The following is a 17921-nucleotide window of genomic DNA, read 5'->3' as shown; positions in this document are numbered from 1 at the left end:
GGCCAACCCCATGCCCGAGGGTCGACAGAGGTCAATGCCCCATGACGCCTTGTTACGAGGCCGGGCGGAACGCCGCCCGGCCTCGGTCATGCCTCTTGAGTCCGTTAGGTTACGGCTCGATACATTTTGGCGTGGAGCAATGCGGCGGCGGCTCTTCCGGCGGCTGGGTCGTCTGTACGCCGGAAACGTTGATGGCCGTGATCGCCGCGCCGCCGGATTTGAGCGTGAAGCGTGTGCCGTTGGTATTAATCCATGTCGCCGACTGGGATCCGTTCTGTGCACGCGCGAACAACACCGGGCTACTGCCGTCGAGGTTCGATGCCCATACCTCGGCATCGGCACGATTGGAGTTCCAGCTCAGCGTCGTGGTGCAGGTGCTGCCGCCGTAAGGAATCGTGCAGGGATTGCGGTTCGCGCTGATCGATCCGGTTGCCGGCGGTACGACGGCGATCGACCAATCCGGCGTCTTTGCGCCAAACCACGACATGCCGTCGGCAACCATCTGCCACTGCATCTTGTACGTACCGGACGCCGACGGTGCGCGCACCGTGAAGTTGAATCCAACGTCCTGTCCGGGACCGACGTCATGCGGCAACGGAACCCGGTGCAGGCCCCACGTCATGTTGTCGCCAGGGTTTTGCGATCCCAAGCTGATGTTGGTGCCAGCGCGCCAGGTTTTCTCGCTGATATTCCGGAACCACGCCACCACGTTGTAGTACTGGCCGGCAACCATTGCACCGTCTAAGGAGGCGCCAAGGTACTGCGAGTACAGGCCATACTTGATCTGGAAGCCAATCGGTCGGTACGCAGAGCGCAGTGCGGGCGTATCGCGCACCCCCGTCATCCCCGAGGCCGGATTGCCGGCCCACAGGAACGGCATCAGCATGATGACGCGGGAGTCCGCTATCGCCATTTCGTAGGTCTGGTACGGATCGTGCTCGACCTCATCCAGATCGCCACCCGTTGCAGCCTGCGGAACAAGGATTGTTCGCTGCTCGGGGCGGAGCTTCGCAGAAAACGCCGCGAACGTTCCAGCGTACGAGTATGGGCAAAACATGGTAGGGAAACTGCAGCTCTTGTAGTCGTCCATACCGGCCCAGTCGAACAACCGCATGCCCTGTATCACGGGATCGTAGTGTTGACTGACGACTACGGCGACAGGGAAGTTCCAGGTTGCCGGATTTGATTTGATGACATTGACGGCATTGGCAAGGGCCGGATGCGGCGCGCCCCCGATATCGACCAGACCCTTTTGGTATTCGGGCTCATCAACCGGATAGAACGCCGCAACTGCGCTTGCTTCCGGGTTCCCAGGAACCAGATATCCGGCCGCGACCAGCTTGTCGACGAGCGCGCCGAAGTTTGCTGCTGCATTGGGGTCCGCCCCATGCGGATTGCCGGTGGTAAACAAATGCGATGTGACCATTACCACCGCCTTGTTGCCATACGATTTGGCTAGGCCAACTTCCCTGAGAATGATTGGATCCCAATCGATGCCGTCGCCACCGGTATAGACCACCGTGACGTTTGTATGATCCTGGTTTTCCGGCTGGAACGACATGTCCGGCGGAATAGTGTTGTTGGCAAAGTAGCCGAAGTACTTCGGCAGTGCCGCCGCAGGTAGGCTGAAGAGCGACGCGAGTAGCAGAAGAGCGATTCTGTAACGCATTGGATGTCCTTATGGTTTGACAACTGCGGTCAAAAGTTCCCTTGGCGCGAATCAGCGTGTAGTGGTTCACCTCCGTTGTGAATCCTTGTCTACGAAGAACGAGGGCACGCGGCACCGAGCGCCCGTGCGTCAACAATAGAGCGTGCTCCCCATGGCCACAGTGCCGACCAACGTGGCGCGTGGGAGTGACTTCAATCACGAAACGAATGTGCCCCGTGAAGTGAAACGCGAGCGGGAATCAGCCTCCCTGCCTCGGCGCCTGGTGCGGACATCGAGGGCTTGTGGTCGCGTTCGTGGGGATGGTGTTTCCGGCGTGCTCGTCAAATCAGGAACGCGGCGGTTACGCGTGGACGCCGGAGGAAAGACCCAGTGGTAACGCGATCGGAACCGGCCCTCGGGCCCCTTGTTGAAGAGTGCGCCAAGCACGGCATCAGCCGGTCTGTGGCGTATGAACTGGTGGCCAGTGGTCACCTTGAGACGTTCAAAATCGGTGCGAAGCGCTACTCCTGGTGGACAGCTTTGGCGCGCTACCCGGGAAACTGGCCGGGCTGGAAGGGGGTGGTAAGTGACCGCCTCCGTCCTCAATCTCGGTTTGACCGCCAACCGAGCCGATATCCGCGTCGGTTACGGGGCAGGTTCGGGCCAAGCCCTGGCTACCGTGGAGCGCATGGACTCGCGCACGAACAATCCCGCTCGCCCTCTGTCGGAACGCGAGGCAGCGGCCCGCCTTGGCATCTGTCCGCGCACGCTCCAGGACTGGCGTCGTCGCGCTTGCGGTACGCGTAGCGTTACGCATTGGGCGTGCAGTGTCGCCGGTGTGCCAGTAGGTCGATCGCCTGCAGAAGCTCGTGAGAATCTTGAAAAGGCGGGCTTCCCCGGGACGAAGATCAGTAATGAAGCAGGAACTGAGGGGGGGGCTTGCATAATGTTGCGGATAAGAAGATGGATGTTCGCGTCATGGACGGCGGGCCGCACCATCCCTTGTGACGAACAGACAGGGCACCAAGCAACCGGTCAATCCTGCGGACGGAAAGAACTTCGGTAACATCCCGAAAGCCCAGCAACGCGCGGGAAGCCACATCTACTTCCGAGAGAAAAAGTGATGGAGCTAATTCGAAAGCCATCTCGCTACCTTCCACCGTCGCGGAATCCGCGTTGAGCCAAATGTTGGTCGGCGCATCCCTCGATCAGCTTAGCGCATTCAGCATTGAGGCCAGACTGAGGTTCTTAACCGACAAACTCATTTCTGGTGCGGCTAGCTATGTCGATATTGAGTTCACATGTGATGCAAGCGTAGCAACGGGTGTTCGAGCCAACTCAGCGGCTGCATGTGACGTGCCCCCGTCGGCGAGGGCTACTCTGCTGGCCGAACTCTATGAGCTTATTGGTCTGACAGTCGAAGGTGTCACGCTGCAGTCCGATGGAACATGCACTGTGCATGTTGGGAGATCGTCGATAGTCCTCAAGTTGTCGGGAGATGATCTTGAAGATGATGACTGGATGTGGAGGGTTGAGAGTGAGGTCCCCGTTGCCCATGAGATTGGCCAGATCAAAGCTGTGTCCTGCATCCCACTTGGTTCAGATGTGCAATTCATCGCGAGGAGTGTTGATTAGGCGGTGCTCAAGGATTCGCGAGGCTACAATCTGCGATAGGGACTTAGAAAAGCCCCGACGCGACCGTTCGCGCCTCGAAACCGGAGTTGTTTCATCGAATGACTTGCGCCTTCCATAGGCCCGTAGAACGCTCCTTCTGACTAGGGAGCTTGTGCTCGGTGTCTTCAATGCCCGGAAGGCTGACGGGAAGTGCAGCGGCATCAAGCACTAGGCGTACTTTCCGAAACTAACTAGACAGCGCCAGGCTGCTCGGAAAGCGGGACGGATTGCCACCTTCCCGCTGTCCTATATAGGGAGCACTTCGCCCCCCCCCCCCCCCGGCCAAACGCTACCGGTGCTGGCCCCGGCAATGACCAGTATCAATTCGGAGGGCGCCATCCGCGACACAGGATGGCTACCAAATTACGATTGGGCGGCGTAGCTCAGCGGATGATCGCTAGGTCGAAGTCTTCGAACCAGTTGTCTGCGTCAGATACGGGCTCGCCGCGGCAGCTGGGCAGTGAAGTGGGAGGCGCGCATTCGCGAGACCGTCAGGGACATAGGAGATCCGTTCGCCCACCTGATGGTGAGCAGGGGGCAGACGATCTCCACCACCCATCCCCGCAGGCGCCGCTCGCGTCGCTGACCAGGAGCCACAGATGACGACCAAATTCCCGTGGCCAGAGATCGAGCTCTGCCTCCATCAGCTCCGACTCTGCGCGGACGACCTGAAGGCGCGGTTCCCAGATGTCGGGATCACGGATATGTGCCGAGAGAGCATCGGCAACACTGATCGATGAGAATGCTCCCCTCACCGATCAGTGCAGTAGGCGAATCAGCCAACCAAACGTGAGCCTTGATATACAGGGAAATCCAGGTCGCTTGCCGCCCCTGACTTCTTGACCTCAGCAATCCCTCTTATGTCGCTGAAGGTGTGATGATTCAGACTTGACCCTTCAATCTTCTTCCCGTCTTGGGCAAAGATGCTCAGGAAGGTGCCGTAGGCTGGGCCGCCACCTGTATTTCCGAGCAGGGAAAAGAAGCTTGTAATCGTGATGCCTTTCAGGTGTGGCTCTGAAGCCACTGCGGTCGCAGCCCAGGCCGCACTAGCTGCCATGCCCACTGATGAGTAGAAGTTGCTCTCGGCACCGCAGCCGGTAAGCGCTACACCTTGGCAGTTGGACAGAAAATACCCGTACCCATTGTTGGAGTCGGCGCCGCAGTTATTGATCGTCGAGTACACCACGCTATTGAGCGAGAAGCCCGTCTGACCGCACGAATCAGCCCAGCACGTGTCGAGCTTCAGCGAAGTGTGGAAACCTAGGAATCTGAACCCGAAGTCGCGCGCTTCTCGCGCCCAGCAGCGTTCGAATGAGCACATGTAGCTGTTCTTTGCGACGAATCCGCTGCCGCCTGCGTTCACTACCAATACGTCCCGCAAGTGACAAAAATTCCTGTAGGCGATCGAGCCGCTATCGTCGATCTCTACACCGTTGCTTGCCGTGTTCGCGACGCATAGGCCTTCTACGCCAATATGGCCATAGCCGGTTAGGCGCAGGCCTGGACCTGTCTGTTGTCCTGCGAAATCCAATGTCGCCGAGTGCGGAGTTCCAGGCCCTCGCAACGTGATGTAGCTAGGGAGGATTAGAGTTTCTGCGATTAAGTACCGGCCAGAAGGTATTAAGACAACGCCTCCGCCAGTTCCGGTGCCCGCAGCAAGTGCAATCGCTGCTTTGAAGGCCTGAGTGCTGTCATTGACCCCACTCGGGTCTGCGCCCTGTTCTACTACGTCGAAGCTGTAAGACACTGTGCTGCTTGACGAAATCGAGGCGTTCGCTTGATGAGACAACCCTATCAGGGCAGCACCAGCGACCGATCCTCCGAGCAGCAAACCTCTACGGGTAGCATCCATGTCATTCCTCTTGTTAGTACAACGGAAGGTGCGCGCATTCGCGCATCGCCAGCCTCGTAGCGGCAAGGATCCGAGTCAAGGAGGAATGGGCGTCAGTGCCATCGGTGCGCGCAGGCAATCACATTTTCCGCGCATACGACACTCGATCAGCCGGTCGAGCGATGTTCGTAGTAGGGATGCTGCTTGTCCTCAAGGATCTCGTCCATAACGGCGAGATTCTTCGGGTCGGAGCTGAGCCAGGCATCCACATGCTCCGGCTTGATGTTGATGATGGTCCGATCATGGCCCGTCATCGCGACCTCAGGCTCTGGATTGTCCGTGATCGCAGCGCAAGACAGTAGCTCCTCGACGCCGTCCGTCCACGCGTACCAGAGCACCGGAATGTAGAGCGGCTCGCCCGTCTGCGGGGTGAACTCCAGCTCCATGCTCTTCGGACGCTCCCCATCGGTCAGTGCGCGCTGCTCGTAGTCGTGGCGAGCCACACTCTCGTAGAAGTGCGTCGCGACCATGATCCCGTGGTTGTAGCCATAGAGGCGCTTCCAGACGCTCCGCAGGCTGTCCCTGCGGGCGTTATAGGTGCCGGGCTTGGCCTTCTCGTCGGCGACTGTCCAGCCGGGCAGGCGGCACTGGTAGCGCATCGGCTTGACGACCTTGCGGCCATCCTCGACGACCATGACCAGCGTGTAGTCGCCGGGCCAGATACGGTCATCGTCTTCCGCAGGCTCGGTGCGCTGAAGCTTGTCGGCCTTGAGGCGTTCCGCCGCGATTCGGTTGTTCGCGACCCGGATGATCTCTTGAGACTTCTTGGTAACCCGCTTCTGGAGAGCCGCCTCAGTGCGCCCGATCTTTGAGATGTTCGCGTGGGTGCCAATCGGCCTGTTCGCCATTGCAGTCGCGCTGATGGCGAGTGGCGCATGGACCGTATGGCGTCTGCATTCCGATCCAGCGCGCTGTACGAAAGTCACTGACGCTCCTCGCGCTCCCCCGGTGCTCCCCCGGGCTTGGCCGATGGCCCAAAACAAAAAGCCCAGTAGGGCCTGAGGGCCTAACTGGGCTTGAGATTTTGAATGGTGGCCGGGGAGGGAATCGAACCCCCGACACGGGGATTTTCAATCCCCTGCTCTACCAACTGAGCTACCCGGCCATTCCGCAACGGGCTGGCCGTGCGAGAAGCGGAATGATACGGATGGCCGCGAGACTGCGCAAGCCGGATGTGTGCTGAACGGGTCGGGGCAGGGGATCTGGCGGACGCGGCGGGCGGGTGCATGATGAGGCGACGGTCCACGCCGCAGCCGCAACGGCTGCAAGGAAACCCCATGAAAGCGCTGGTTTTCGCCGTTCTTTCCACCCTGGCCTTTACCGCGTGCGCGGCCGATGCGCGCATCAGCGATGCCGACCGCCTCGCGCTCTATCGCGCCAATGCGGGGCAACCGGTCCAGAACTTCCAGTACTTCGGCCGGCTCGATGGCTGGACGCCGCTGGGCGATTCCGCGCTTGCCGTGTGGACCAAGCCGAACACCGCGTACCTGATCGAACTCAAGGGCACGTGCCAGGACCTGGATTTCGCCAACGCGATCACCGTGACCAACCAGTCCGGACGCGTGTATTCCAATTTCGACAAGGTCATCGTGCTGGGCCGCGGGCCCAACCAGATCCCATGCTGGATCAAGGAAATGCGCCCGATCGACGTCAAGGCGCTGAAGGCCGCCGAACAGGAAAAGCGCCAGGCGCAGACGGCCGAGCGCGAGCAGACGTCCTAGCCGTTGCCTTCCGGTACATAGCCTGCGGGCTTGGCGGCGTCGCGGCCGAAGAGGAACTTCTCCATCTCGCCTTCGAGGAAGGCGCGATGTTGCGGGTTCATCGGCGACAGGCGGTTCTCGTTGATCAGCATCGTCTGGTGCGCGAGCCATGCCGCCCACGCGGCCTTGCCGATGTGGGCGAAAACGCGCTTGCCCAGATCGCCGGGCCAGGGGACGAAGTCCAGGCCTTCGGTTTCGCGCTTCTCGTATTCGCAGTAGACGGTGCGGGGCATGTCAGGCGCCTTGGTTCGTGAGCAGTTTGCGGATGGGCGCGGGAATGCCGAGCGATGCCAGTTCCTCGCGCGCGACCCAGCGCAGGTCGTCATTGTCGCCGATCTTTCCGCGCGCCTCGGCACGCACGCGCAACGGTTGCAGTTGCAGCTTGTAGTGGCTGAAGGCGTGGTCGATCGGCGGCAGCGCCAGCGCGCCGGCGTAGTCGCCGGACAGGTGTTCGTCGAACCAGCCGCGCGCGGCTTCCGCGTCGTCCGCTTGTGGCAGTGTCCATAGCGATGCCCAAATGCCGGTAGGCGGACGGCGCAGCATCAGGATGCGGCCCTGTGCGTCTTCGGCCCACAACACGTGCGCGTACTTCTGCGGTGGTGTCTTGCCGGGTTTGGGCGTCGGCAGTTCGGCGATGCGGCCTTCGCGACGCGCGACGCAGTCGTCCTGCAGCGGGCACAACACGCACGCCGGGTCGCTGCGCGTGCACAGCGTCGCGCCGAGGTCCATCTGCGCCTGCGTGTAGTCGGCCAACCGGTGCTCGGGCAGCTGAGAACTCGCGACGTGCTCGTCGACCAGCGCCCACAGTTTCCGTTCGACGGCGGGAAGGCCGGGATAGCCTTCGACGCCGTGATACCGCGTCATCACGCGCTTGACATTGCCGTCGAGGATCGCGTGCCGGTCGTTCCACGCCTGCGATGCGATCGCCGCGGCCGTGCTGCGCCCAACGCCAGGCAACGCGGTGAGCGCCTCCAGATCGCGCGGCAACTCGCCGCCATGCCGTTCGACGCATTGTTTCGCCGCAGCGTGCAGGTTGCGTGCGCGGGCGTAGTAGCCCAATCCCGACCACAGCGCGAGCACGTCGTCGAGCGGCGCAGCGGCGAGGTCGCGCAACGTCGGCAATGCATCGACGAAGCGCTGGAAATATGGCGCGGCGGTTTTCACCTGCGTCTGCTGCAGCATGATTTCCGACAGCCACACGCGATACGGCGTGCGTGGATGCTGCCATGGCAGATCGTGGCGACCGCTTACGTCGAACCAGGCGAGGAGGCGGGCGGAAAAATCGGGCGGAACGCGTGCGGTCATGGGGCCTGGTCTTCGCCGAATTCGACTTCCACGCCTTCCAGCGTCGCGCCGGCGATGTCGAGTTTCGGGCTGCTCAGTCGACCATTCAACGGTGGCAGCGGCGAGGCGCTGTCGAACGCGTCGAGCCAGCGCAGGATCGACGGGAGCTTGAACGATCCGTCGAAACGCGTCGTGTCGCGGCGCAGGCGCAACGCCGTGGTCGCCGACAGATCGGCGCGGCCGCGATAGTCGAGCGCGAAGGGCAGGGGCGAGGTGGATTCGCCGAGCGGGGAAGGTAGTGCCGGCCAGGCGCGCGGCCACGACGACAACGTGCCGTCGAGCTGCAACGACAGCGAATCGCCGAACGCCAGCGCACCCGTGCCCTGGAGGTTCGGTACCGCGCCGGAGCCGTACACCACCGCGCCGAGCGGTGCGACGCGCAGCGTGCCGTCGAACACCCGCAGCGGTCCGGCGATGCCGTACGTGAACGCAAGATCGGTGTCGCCATTGCGATACGTCGCGTCGGCGCCCAGGCGCATCGCGTCCAGTCCGATGCCGTCCGCGCCGTTGTGCAGGCGGCCGGAAAGCCGCGCCCGCATCGGCATCGTCCATGGCGGCGAGAGCACGGTGACGTTTCCGACGACGCCCAGTCCAGCGCCCGCCGCGGGACGCGTCATCGCGGCGCGGACATCGAACGGCACGCGCAATTCGCCCGTCGTGAAACGCGCGAGCAGTCGTGCGCGCACCATGCGGTCGGGATGGAACGAGGGAATGTCGGCCTCGATCGCTTCCACGTGCCAGCCGTCGCCCGCCACGCGGCCGCGGACGATGCGCAGGCCGTCGGTGAGCGTCGGCAGGCGCGCCTGCTTCGAAGGCGGGCGCGTTGCCATCCAGCGCTGGAGCGCGGGCAGGTCGAGTTGCGGCGCATCCAGTTCGATGCGGCGCACGGTGAGGTCCGCACCGCGTGCGCGGATCGTCGACCACGGCAGTTCGAGGCGGATGCGATCGGCGCGCAACAGCGGCGTCGCATCGCCCGGCTTGCGCGCGACGACGTCGCGGATGGTGAGCATGGGCGTGCCACGCAGACGGTATTCGCTCGCGCCGCTCGAGGTGATTTCCAGCCGGAGCGCGCTGCCGACCTGCGCGAGGATCAACCGCGCGACGCGTTCGGGCCGCGACACCCAATGCAGGGCGAACGCGAGCACGGCCAGTGCGATCAACAGCGCCAGCAGCCCGATGCGGCGCCGGCGGGGCGGTGGGGTTTCAGGCTCCGGCGCGGCCATGCGGTGCCGGCGCGGCCTCAGGCGCCGAGGGATTCAGGCAGCAGCGCGTCGACGAAGGCTTCCGCGTCGAACACGCGCAGGTCTTCCGGTCGCTCGCCGATGCCGGCGAAACGGATCGGGATGCCGAATTCGCGCGCCAGTGCGAACACCACGCCGCCCTTCGCCGTGCCGTCCAGCTTGGTCACCACCAGGCCCGTCACGCCGACGGCCGCATGGAACTGGCGCAGCTGCGACAAGGCGTTCTGGCCGGTGGTGCCGTCGATCACCATCAGCACCTCGTGCGGCGCGGACGTGTCGAGTTTCTGCAGCACGCGCTTGATCTTGCCCAGCTCGGCCATCAGGCCCTGCTGCGTGTGCAGTCGGCCGGCGGTGTCGGCGATCAGCACCTGCGTGCCACGCGCCTTCGCAGCCTGCAATGCGTCGAAGGCGACGGATGCCGCATCGGCGTTCTGCCCCTGCGCGACGACCGGCACGCCGTTGCGGTCGCCCCATGCCTGCAGCTGGGCGACGGCGGCGGCGCGGAAGGTGTCGCCGGCGGCGAGCATCAGCGGACGGTTCTCGTCCTTGAAGCGCTTGGCGAGCTTGCCGATGGTCGTGGTCTTGCCGACGCCGTTCACGCCGACGGTAAGCAGCACGAAAGGCTTCGCGTTCGTGTCGATCTGCAGCGGCTGCGCGACGGGCTTGAGCATCGCGACCAGGTCGGCGCGCAGCGCGGCGAGCAGTGCGTTGGCGTCGGCGAACTCACGCGACTTCATGCGCTTGCGCAGCGATTCGACCAGTTGCGTCGTCGCGCTGACGCCGACGTCGGCCGTGATCAACGCGGTTTCGATCTCGTCGAGCAGGTCGTCGTCCAGGCGTGGATGGCGCGAGAACAAGCCGTTGAAGCTGCGCGCGAACGCCGACCCGCGCAGGCGCTCGCGCCAGCCCGGCTTGCCCGGTGCGGCCGGTTCGGCGACGGGATGGTCGGCAACGGGCGGCGCGGGGGCGATGGGCGCGGCGACCGGCTCGATGTCGAGCGCGGCGGCGATCACTTCGGCGGGAACGGGCTCGGGTTCGCTCGCGCGGGCCGGTTCGACTGCCGGTGCGGCCTGTTCTACCGGAACGACGTCGGACGGCTCGACGGCTTCGCGAGCAGCTTCGTGTTCGACGGCCTCGACCTCGGGCTGGCGCGAGGGAAACGCCGCGGCCAGTTCCTCGATGCTGTAGCGCTCCGTCGCGCCCTCGGGCTTCGCGGCATCGGTCGGAGGCTGGTCTTTCTTGCGACGGAAAAAGTCGAACATCGAGGCGGCGTGGGGGAATGCGCGAGAATGCGCACATGCTAGCACCGGCCTCAGCGAGCCCCCGATGAACAAAGCGCCCCGACGCCCGCCCGGGCCGGTCACCACGTCGGCCAATGCCGGCAAGGTCCGCATCATCGGCGGCCGCTGGCGCGGCACGCGGCTGAGCGTGCCGGACATCGCCGGCCTTCGCCCCACGTCCGACCGCGTGCGCGAAACCCTCTTCAACTGGCTCATGCCGATGCTGCCCGGCGCGCGCGTGCTGGACCTGTTCGCCGGCAGCGGTGCGCTCGGGTTCGAAGCGCTGTCGCGCGGGGCCGGAAGTGCGGTGCTGGTCGAACGCGACCCGGCGCTGGCCGCTGCATTGCGCGCCACCGCCGCACGATTGCCGGGCGGGGAGGTGGCGACCATCGCGCAGGCCGACGCGCAGGCGTGGCTCGCCTCGCAGGCGGAGGGAGCCTTCGACCTGGCGTTCCTCGACCCGCCCTTCGCCGCGGGGTTATGGGATGCCCTGCTGCCGGCACTGGCCCGGGTCGTCAAACCGGATGGCTGGCTCTACGTCGAAGCCCCGCACGAGGCCGCCTTCGCGCTGCCGGCCGACTGGCGCCCGCATCGCGAAGGCCGCACCCGCGAGGTGCGTTACGCGCTCTATCGGCGTGTGCCGGCGGACGCCCCGGCGGCCCCGCCCGCGGCCGGTTCCGCCACTGCTACACTGCCGGCCGCGCCGGCCAGCCCGGATTCCGGCGCCCATGCCTGACCTTCGAATGACCGCGGCCCGTAACCGAATCGCCGTCTACCCCGGCACCTTCGACCCGATCACCAACGGTCATATCGACCTGGTCGACCGCGCCGCCCCGTTGTTCGAACGCCTGATCATCGGCGTCGCCGAAAGTCCCGCGAAAGGCCCCGCGCTGCCGCTGGCGCTTCGCGTCGAACTCGCCCGCAAGGCCGTCGCGCACCACGACAACGTGGAAGTGCGCGGCTTCGACAGCCTGCTGGCGCATTTCGTCGCGCAGGTCGGCGCCGGCGTCCTGCTGCGCGGCCTGCGCGCGGTGTCGGACTTCGAGTACGAATTCCAGCTGGCCAGCATGAACCGCCATCTGATCCCGGACGTGGAGACGCTGTTCCTCACCCCCGCGGAACAGTACGGCTTCATTTCCTCTTCGCTTGTGCGCGAGATTTCCCGCCTCGGCGGCGACGTCTCCGGCTTCGTGCCGCCGGCGGTCGACGCCGCGCTGCAGGCGCAGTGGCAACGCGCTCCACGCTGATCCGGCGCCGCCGGACCAGATGCCTCATCACCACCAACACCCGGAACAAACCGAGGGGAACCCGATGAAGACCACCACCCGTTTGCTGTTGATCGCCTGCCTGTCGATGCCGCTGCTGGCCGCCTGCAACAAGCAGGAAGAGAAGACCGCCGCCGTCGCCGAGGCCCCGCTGGCCGCGCCGACCACCAACGACAGCGCGGCGTGGGACACGTACCTGACGAAGGTGGTCACGCAGAAGATCGAAGGCGCGACCAACGTCTACCTGTACACGCTGCCGGATCCGGCCGGCGCCGACTTCCAGGGCGAGTACGACCGCCAGCTGGAGAAGGCGCAGGGTGACGTCGCCCGCGGCGGCGTGGAAGGCACGCTGCTGGCGTTCGGCTCGCAGAACTCGGCCAAGTCGGCCGACCTCGCCATCGCCTCGTTCGCCCAGGCCCAGCCGGGCACGATGAAGGGCGTGCGCGTGATGTTCATCGGCGCCCAGGCCGACGCCGACCGCGTCAAGGCTGCCGTCGAACCGTCGGGCGCAAAGTTCGAGTTCGTCGAAGCGAAGTGACGTTCCGGCCCGCGTCCGCTTCGCGGACGCGGCTTTGCCGGAACGTCATCCCGGCGAAAGCCGGGATCCAGGCGGGCCCGCGAAAGCGGGCCCGTGCTTTTTGGGACGTCATGCCGCCGCGTAGCGGCGTCGCCTTTGTGGAATCGTCATCCCGGCGAAAGCCGGGATCCAGGCGGGCCCGCGAAAGCGGGCCCGTGCTTTTTGAACTTCATGCGGCCGCGCAGCGGCCACGCCTTTCCCACCAGCCACCCAGGAGCGAAAAATCCACCGCGGACGAATCGCGCCCACCCGGCACAATTCCGGACGTCGCATCGGTGCGACGTTCGAAGGTGCCAGTCCGATGCCGTCCCACGCAGGCCAGAACCGCTTCTCCCTCTTTGTCGCCACGCCTTCCCTGAGGGGTTCGTTCTGCAAGCCCTACGTCCTAGGCATCGTCGACGTGCAGAACCACTGCCTGCGTCGCGGCATCGACTTCGAGCTGCGCGTCGCGCAGGGCATCAGCGCCATCGAGGCCGCGCGCAACGCGCTGGCCAACTGGTTCCTGTTCAACTCCAGCGCGTCGCACATGCTGTTCTGGGACGACGACATGGGCGCCGTCGCCGACGACCTGGTGCGCATGTTCGATTACGGCGATCGCGACGTGGTCGCCGCCCTGTATCCGCGCAAGCGCATCGACATGGGGCAGGTGAGGCAGGCCGTGCTCAACCGGCCCGACGTCGATCCGGCCCTGCTGCACCACGTCGGCGGCGATTTCAGCGGCATGTTCCAGCCGCAGGACGTGGACTGGACCGCCGACGAGCCGGTCCGCGTCGACCGCGCCGGCACGGGCCTGATGATGATCAGCCGCGCGTGCCTGATGCGGCTGGTGGATTCCGGTCAGATCTCGTGCTCGGAGGAGCCGGCGATCCAGGGTGGGCGCATGTACCACTTCTTCCGGCACGTCAGCGAGAACGGCGTCGTCATCGGCGAGGACTTCTATTTCTGCGATCTGGTCCGCGCGTACGGCGGCGGCGTCTGGGGCTGCCCGTGGGTGCGCTCGGTGCACGTGGGGCAGATCGAAGTGTTCGGCAACCTGAAGGCCGTCGCCGGGCTGGGCATCGGGCCCCCGTGACCGGCGGGCGTGCCGGGCGTGAGACAATGTCCGCATGTCCCTGAAGATCAACGAGCTCTGCGTCAATTGCGACGTCTGCGAACCGGCCTGTCCCAATCAGGCGATCACGCAGGGCGAGACGATCTACGTGATCGATCCGGCGCGCTGCACCGAATGCGTCGGCCACTTCGACGAACCGCAATGCGTGGTCGTCTGCCCGGTGGAATGCATCGATCCCGACCCGGACCATCCTGAAACCGAAACGCAATTGCTGGCCAAGCTGGCCGGACTGCGACTGGAGACCCCCTGATGCGAAAGACGTTGCGCGTGCTGGCCAGCCAAAGTTTCCTGACCGCAAGCCTGTTGTTCCTCGCGACGACGTCTCCGCTCGAGGCCGCTCCAAAAACCGCCGCGGCTGCGAAAACGGCAGCGCACCCGCCTGGCGCCGCCATCGCCAGCGCGCACGCGCTCGCCACCGACGCCGGCATGCAGATGATCCGCGAGGGCGGCAACGCGTTCGACGCGGCGGTCGCGGTGTCGGCGATGCTGTCGGTGGTCGAGCCGATCAGCTCCGGCATCGGCGGCGGCGGTTTCTTCCTGCTGCACGACGCGAAGAGCGGCAAGGACGTCTTCGTCGACGCGCGCGAGACTTCGCCCGAATCCGCCACCCCGCAGGCGTTCCTCACGCCGGACGGCCAGCTCGACAACGATCGCGCGACCAACGGCCCGTGGTCGGCGGGCATTCCGGGTCTGCCTGCCGCGCTCGTGCACGTTTCGCAGAAGTACGGCCGACTGCCGCTGAAGACCGCGTTGGCCCCGGCGATCCGCGTCGCGCGCGAAGGCTTCGAGATCTATCCGCGCCTGGAACGCGGCTACGCGAGCCGACGCGCCGTGATGGAGCGTTATCGCGGCACGCGCGAGGTGTTCCTCGCCGACGGCACGCCGCCGAAGGCGGGCGAGATCCTCAAGCAACCTGATCTCGCGAACACGCTGCAGCTGCTCGCGGACAAGGGCTTCGACGGTTTCTACAAGGGCGAGGTGGCGAACAGGCTGCTCGCCGCGGTGAAGGAAGAGGGCGGCCACTGGCGCGCCGAGGAACTCAGCGGCTACCGCGTGAAGGAACGCGAGCCGCTGCATTTCCAGTATCGCGACTGGCGCATCACCACCGCGCCGCCGCCGTCCTCGGGCGGCGTGGCGATCGCGCAGATGCTGCAGATGTTGTCCGGCTGGGACCTCGCCACGCTCGATGAAGCCACGCGCACGCACCTCATCGTCGAGTCGATGCGCCGCGCGTTCCGCGATCGCACGATTTATCTGGGCGATCCGGATTTCGTGAAGATGCCGCTCGCGCGACTGGTCAGCCCGGAATACGCGGCCGGACAGCGCGCCAGCATCCATCCGTCGAAGGCCACGCCGAGCGATCTGCTGCCCGGCCAGCCGGCGCCGCTGGAAGACGACGAAACCACGCATTTCTCGATCATCGACGCCGACGGCAATCGCGTATCGACGACGCAGACGGTGAACCTGCTGTACGGATCGGGCCTGGTCGCGCCCGGCACCGGCGTGCTGCTGAACGATGAAATGGACGATTTCGCACTGCGTCCGGGCACGCCGAACGCGTTCGGCGTGATGGGCTTCGAAGCCAATGCGCCGGCGCCGGGCAAGCGCATGCTCAGTTCGATGACGCCGAGCTTCATCGAATCGAAGGATGAGCTCGCCGTCCTCGGCGCGCCGGGCGGAAGCCGCATCATCACCGAGGTGCTGCTGGGCATCCTGGGTTACGACGATGGTTTGAACGCGCAGCAGGTCGCGGCGAAACCGCGCATCCATCACCAGTGGATGCCCGACGTGATCACCGCCGAGCAGGGCGCGCTGTCGCCGGAAACGGTGAAGGCGCTGGAGGCGATGGGCCACAAGGTCAACGCCGGCGAAAAGCCCTGGGGCAACCTGCAGACGGTGTCGTGGGACAAGCGCACCAACACGCTGCAGGGCGGTACGGACCCGCGCAATCCGGTAGGCAAGGCGGATGTCCTGGTGAAGTGACGTTCTGGCCCGCGTCCGCAATGCGGACGCGGCTTTGCCGGATCGTCATCCGGGCGAAAGCCGGGATCCACGCTTGCGCACAGCGGCCCCGCCTTTGGCGGAACGTCATCCCGGCGAAAGCCGGGATCCAGGCCCGCAGCGTTTCCGTTTGTCTGTCGTGATCAAGGCGATTCCAGCTTCCGCTGGAACGACTGGAAGCGAAAGCATCGCTAGCTGACGATCTCCCGGCCTGGATCCCGGCCTTCGCCGGGATGACGGACAAAAGTGTGGCCGCAGCGAGGCAGCACCCGCCAACCACGTCCAAAGTGCCATTCGATTTGCCCGCCCGCAGCGCTAAAATCGACCCGTCTGACGCAACGGTGACGCCATGAAACTCTGGTCCATCCTCGGCAACAGCCAGAAGCTCGACGGGGGTGCGATGTTCGGCAACGCGCCGCGGGCGATGTGGGCGAAGTGGGCCTCGCCCGATGACGAGAACCGCATCGACCTGGCCTGCCGCGCGCTGCTCGCATCGCCGCTGAACGGCAAGACGGTGCTGTTCGAAACGGGCATCGGCGCGTTCTTCGAACCCAAATTGCGCGAACGCTACGGCGTGGTCGAAGACCGCCACGTGCTGGTCGATTCGCTCGCCGCCGCCGGTTTCAAGCCCGAGGACATCGACGTCGTCGTGCTGTCGCACCTGCATTTCGACCATGCCGGCGGATTGCTTGCGCCGTGGCGCGAAGGCGCGTCGCCGACGCTGTTGTTCCCGAACGCGACCTACGTCGTCGGCCGTCGCCACTACGAGCGCGCGCTGGAGCCGCATGCGCGCGATCGCGCCAGCTTCATTCCCGAATTGCCCGCGCTGCTCGAGGGCACCGGCCGGCTGGAGCTGGTCGATGGCGATTACTCGAAGACGCTCGGCGTCACCGTGCGCTTCCATTACAGCGATGGCCACACGCCGGGCCTGATGCTGGCGGAAATCGTCGGCCCGGACCGCGTGGATGGCGAAACGCATGGCGGCGTGGTGTTCTGCGCCGATCTCATCCCCGGTCGCCCGTGGGTGCACGTGCCGATCACGATGGGCTACGACCGCAACGCCGAACTGCTCATCGACGAGAAGAAGGCGTTCCTCGCCGACAAGCTGCGCCGCAACGTGCATCTGTTCTTCACCCACGATCCGCAGTGCGCGCTCGCGCAGGTCGTGCGCGACGAGAAGGGCAAGTTCGGCACCGCGCATGAAGTGCCGGCGCTGCACGCGAGGGCGCTGGCGGCATGAGGTTCCTGCGGGCGGCGTTCGCGCTGTCGTTGTCGTGCGCGCTGGCCATCGGCGCTGCTGCATTCGGGCAGACCGATGCGCGAGCGGACGCGGGCGACGAACCGATGGGCCTTCCGCAATCCGGCAAGGGATTGCGCGATCGCGATTTCGGCGTGGTGTCGCACCAGTTCGGCCTGGATCGCCAGGTCGAGATGTACCAGTGGCGCGCCAGCGGCGACGGTTACACGCAGGTGTGGAACGCGGCGCCGATCGATTCGCGCGGCTTTGCGCCCGACCGCCAGAACCCGCCCAAGCTGCCGATCGAGAGCCGTCGCTGGTGGGCGCAGGACGCCACGCTCGACGGTCATCCGATTGACCAGAGCGTGTTGCAGGCCCTGGGCACGTGGCGCGTGTTCCGCCCCAACTTCTCGCGCCTGCCGGCGAACCTGGCGGCCTCGTTCCAGCCGGAGGGCGATGGGCTGGGCAGCGCGGAAAATCCGCTGGAACCGCGCGTGGGCGACCTGCGCATCCTGTGGCGCGAGCTTCAGTTGCCGCCGCTGGAAGGCAAGGTCGAATTGCGCGATGGGCGCTGGCGGTTGTCGTCGAGCGCGGCGCAGGCGGCGCTCAGTGCGGCGAGCACGGCGAATGCGGTGGAACTGCCGGCCGACCAGGATCGCGCGCTGCTGCCGTGGCTGCTGGGCGGCGCGACGGTGGTGGTCGTCGTCGGCCTGGTATGGCGCCGCGTGCGTCGGCGTCGCGAGGCGGCTCGCTGATCAGCGCGCTCTTGTAGCCCGGGTAAGCGAAGCGCACCCGGGTCGGCGTACGAATAGCGTTTCGCTTGACGATTCTCCGGGTGCGGCCTTTGGCCTTACCCGGGCTACAAACGCTCGGCTGCCCGGCCGTTGTAGCC

At 65.4% G+C, this 17921-nt stretch carries 16 protein-coding genes and 1 tRNA gene; 9 read left to right on the top strand and 8 right to left on the bottom strand.

From position 1 onward, the window contains the following. Window positions 1-109: 109 nt before the first annotated feature. From LA521A_RS13560 to LA521A_RS13545, 4 genes are all read right to left on the bottom strand, one after another. The gene (locus LA521A_RS13560; RefSeq protein ID WP_281779405.1) at window positions 110-1669 is read right to left on the bottom strand and encodes an NBR1-Ig-like domain-containing protein; all 1560 of its coding nucleotides are present in this window, start codon (window positions 1667-1669) and stop codon (window positions 110-112) included. 2428 nt (window positions 1670-4097) lie between these two features. Then, window positions 4098-5174, bottom strand: coding sequence for a right-handed parallel beta-helix repeat-containing protein (locus LA521A_RS13555; protein ID WP_281779404.1), 1077 nt, complete (start codon window positions 5172-5174; stop codon window positions 4098-4100). Between the two features lie 146 nt (window positions 5175-5320). Next, window positions 5321-6061 (bottom strand): SOS response-associated peptidase family protein, encoded by a 741-nt coding sequence (locus LA521A_RS13550; RefSeq protein ID WP_281779403.1) that lies wholly within the window; start codon window positions 6059-6061, stop codon window positions 5321-5323. Window positions 6062-6242: 181 nt separating this feature from the next. Next, window positions 6243-6318, bottom strand: a tRNA-Phe gene (locus LA521A_RS13545). Window positions 6319-6490: 172 nt separating this feature from the next. On the opposite strand from LA521A_RS13545, the gene LA521A_RS13540 reads away from it, so the two are divergent. Then, entirely contained in the window at window positions 6491-6934 is a 444-nt protein-coding gene (locus tag LA521A_RS13540; protein WP_281779402.1) for a DUF6491 family protein, read from the top strand. Here LA521A_RS13540 and LA521A_RS13535 read toward each other — a convergent pair. From LA521A_RS13535 to ftsY, 4 genes are read right to left on the bottom strand one after another with little or no spacing between them, the layout of a single operon-like run. Then, entirely contained in the window at window positions 6931-7206 is a 276-nt protein-coding gene (locus LA521A_RS13535; RefSeq protein ID WP_281779401.1) for an oxidative damage protection protein, read from the bottom strand. The two genes, LA521A_RS13540 and LA521A_RS13535, sit on opposite strands and share 4 nt — an antisense overlap. A gap of 1 nt (window position 7207) precedes the next feature. Continuing rightward, on the bottom strand, window positions 7208-8278 hold the full coding sequence (gene mutY, locus LA521A_RS13530) for an A/G-specific adenine glycosylase (protein WP_281779400.1): 1071 nt from the start codon (window positions 8276-8278) through the stop codon (window positions 7208-7210). Then, window positions 8275-9540, bottom strand: a complete 1266-nt coding sequence (locus LA521A_RS13525) for an AsmA family protein (protein WP_281779399.1) — start codon at window positions 9538-9540, stop codon at window positions 8275-8277. Before LA521A_RS13525 ends, mutY begins: the two co-directional genes overlap by 4 nt. A gap of 17 nt (window positions 9541-9557) precedes the next feature. Further along, a complete protein-coding gene (gene ftsY, locus LA521A_RS13520) occupies window positions 9558-10820 on the bottom strand; it encodes a signal recognition particle-docking protein FtsY (RefSeq protein ID WP_281779398.1) in 1263 nt (420 codons plus the stop codon). Window positions 10821-10884: 64 nt separating this feature from the next. Between ftsY and rsmD the strand changes: the two genes are divergently transcribed. From rsmD to LA521A_RS13480, 8 genes are all read left to right on the top strand, one after another. Then, entirely contained in the window at window positions 10885-11574 is a 690-nt protein-coding gene (gene rsmD, locus LA521A_RS13515) for a 16S rRNA (guanine(966)-N(2))-methyltransferase RsmD (protein ID WP_281779397.1), read from the top strand. 7 nt (window positions 11575-11581) lie between these two features. Further along, window positions 11582-12085, top strand: coding sequence for a pantetheine-phosphate adenylyltransferase (coaD, locus tag LA521A_RS13510; protein ID WP_281782099.1), 504 nt, complete (start codon window positions 11582-11584; stop codon window positions 12083-12085). A gap of 64 nt (window positions 12086-12149) precedes the next feature. Beyond that, complete coding sequence (locus tag LA521A_RS13505) at window positions 12150-12641, top strand: hypothetical protein (RefSeq protein ID WP_281779396.1); 492 nt, start codon at window positions 12150-12152, stop codon at window positions 12639-12641. A 340-nt stretch (window positions 12642-12981) separates the two neighbouring features. Next, window positions 12982-13752, top strand: coding sequence for a hypothetical protein (locus LA521A_RS13500; RefSeq protein ID WP_281779395.1), 771 nt, complete (start codon window positions 12982-12984; stop codon window positions 13750-13752). A 34-nt stretch (window positions 13753-13786) separates the two neighbouring features. Further along, window positions 13787-14041: a YfhL family 4Fe-4S dicluster ferredoxin gene (locus tag LA521A_RS13495; RefSeq protein WP_281779394.1), complete on the top strand. Its 255-nt coding sequence runs from the start codon at window positions 13787-13789 to the stop codon at window positions 14039-14041. Beyond that, window positions 14041-15774 (top strand): gamma-glutamyltransferase, encoded by a 1734-nt coding sequence (ggt, locus tag LA521A_RS13490; protein WP_281779393.1) that lies wholly within the window; start codon window positions 14041-14043, stop codon window positions 15772-15774. Before LA521A_RS13495 ends, ggt begins: the two co-directional genes overlap by 1 nt. Before the next feature lie 367 nt (window positions 15775-16141). Then, window positions 16142-17032, top strand: coding sequence for an MBL fold metallo-hydrolase (locus LA521A_RS13485; RefSeq protein WP_281779392.1), 891 nt, complete (start codon window positions 16142-16144; stop codon window positions 17030-17032). Further along, window positions 17029-17784 (top strand): TMEM43 family protein, encoded by a 756-nt coding sequence (locus tag LA521A_RS13480; protein ID WP_281779391.1) that lies wholly within the window; start codon window positions 17029-17031, stop codon window positions 17782-17784. The genes LA521A_RS13485 and LA521A_RS13480 overlap by 4 nt, the downstream gene beginning before the upstream one ends. Window positions 17785-17921 lie beyond the last annotated feature (137 nt).

The organism is Lysobacter auxotrophicus, from assembly GCF_027924565.1.
GTDB lineage: Bacteria > Pseudomonadota > Gammaproteobacteria > Xanthomonadales > Xanthomonadaceae > Lysobacter_J > Lysobacter_J auxotrophicus.
Note: the sequence above shows the minus strand (reverse complement) of the source record. Positions and strands in the feature narration are given on the sequence as shown.

Excerpts from the sequence above, each read along its gene's own strand:
- LA521A_RS13550 (WP_281779403.1), bottom strand. The coding sequence starts at position 6,061 with ATGGCGAACAGGCCGATTGGCACCCACGCGAACATCTCAAAGATCGGG.
- rsmD (WP_281779397.1), top strand. The coding sequence starts at position 10,885 with ATGAACAAAGCGCCCCGACGCCCGCCCGGGCCGGTCACCACGTCGGCC.
- LA521A_RS13540 (WP_281779402.1), top strand. The coding sequence starts at position 6,491 with ATGAAAGCGCTGGTTTTCGCCGTTCTTTCCACCCTGGCCTTTACCGCG.
- LA521A_RS13495 (WP_281779394.1), top strand. The coding sequence starts at position 13,787 with ATGTCCCTGAAGATCAACGAGCTCTGCGTCAATTGCGACGTCTGCGAA.
- LA521A_RS13500 (WP_281779395.1), top strand. The coding sequence starts at position 12,982 with ATGCCGTCCCACGCAGGCCAGAACCGCTTCTCCCTCTTTGTCGCCACG.
- mutY (WP_281779400.1), bottom strand. The coding sequence starts at position 8,278 with ATGACCGCACGCGTTCCGCCCGATTTTTCCGCCCGCCTCCTCGCCTGG.
- LA521A_RS13535 (WP_281779401.1), bottom strand. The coding sequence starts at position 7,206 with ATGCCCCGCACCGTCTACTGCGAATACGAGAAGCGCGAAACCGAAGGC.
- ggt (WP_281779393.1), top strand. The coding sequence starts at position 14,041 with ATGCGAAAGACGTTGCGCGTGCTGGCCAGCCAAAGTTTCCTGACCGCA.
- LA521A_RS13555 (WP_281779404.1), bottom strand. The coding sequence starts at position 5,174 with ATGGATGCTACCCGTAGAGGTTTGCTGCTCGGAGGATCGGTCGCTGGT.
- ftsY (WP_281779398.1), bottom strand. The coding sequence starts at position 10,820 with ATGTTCGACTTTTTCCGTCGCAAGAAAGACCAGCCTCCGACCGATGCC.
- LA521A_RS13525 (WP_281779399.1), bottom strand. The coding sequence starts at position 9,540 with ATGGCCGCGCCGGAGCCTGAAACCCCACCGCCCCGCCGGCGCCGCATC.
- LA521A_RS13505 (WP_281779396.1), top strand. The coding sequence starts at position 12,150 with ATGAAGACCACCACCCGTTTGCTGTTGATCGCCTGCCTGTCGATGCCG.
- LA521A_RS13560 (WP_281779405.1), bottom strand. The coding sequence starts at position 1,669 with ATGCGTTACAGAATCGCTCTTCTGCTACTCGCGTCGCTCTTCAGCCTA.
- coaD (WP_281782099.1), top strand. The coding sequence starts at position 11,582 with ATGACCGCGGCCCGTAACCGAATCGCCGTCTACCCCGGCACCTTCGAC.
- LA521A_RS13485 (WP_281779392.1), top strand. The coding sequence starts at position 16,142 with ATGAAACTCTGGTCCATCCTCGGCAACAGCCAGAAGCTCGACGGGGGT.
- LA521A_RS13480 (WP_281779391.1), top strand. The coding sequence starts at position 17,029 with ATGAGGTTCCTGCGGGCGGCGTTCGCGCTGTCGTTGTCGTGCGCGCTG.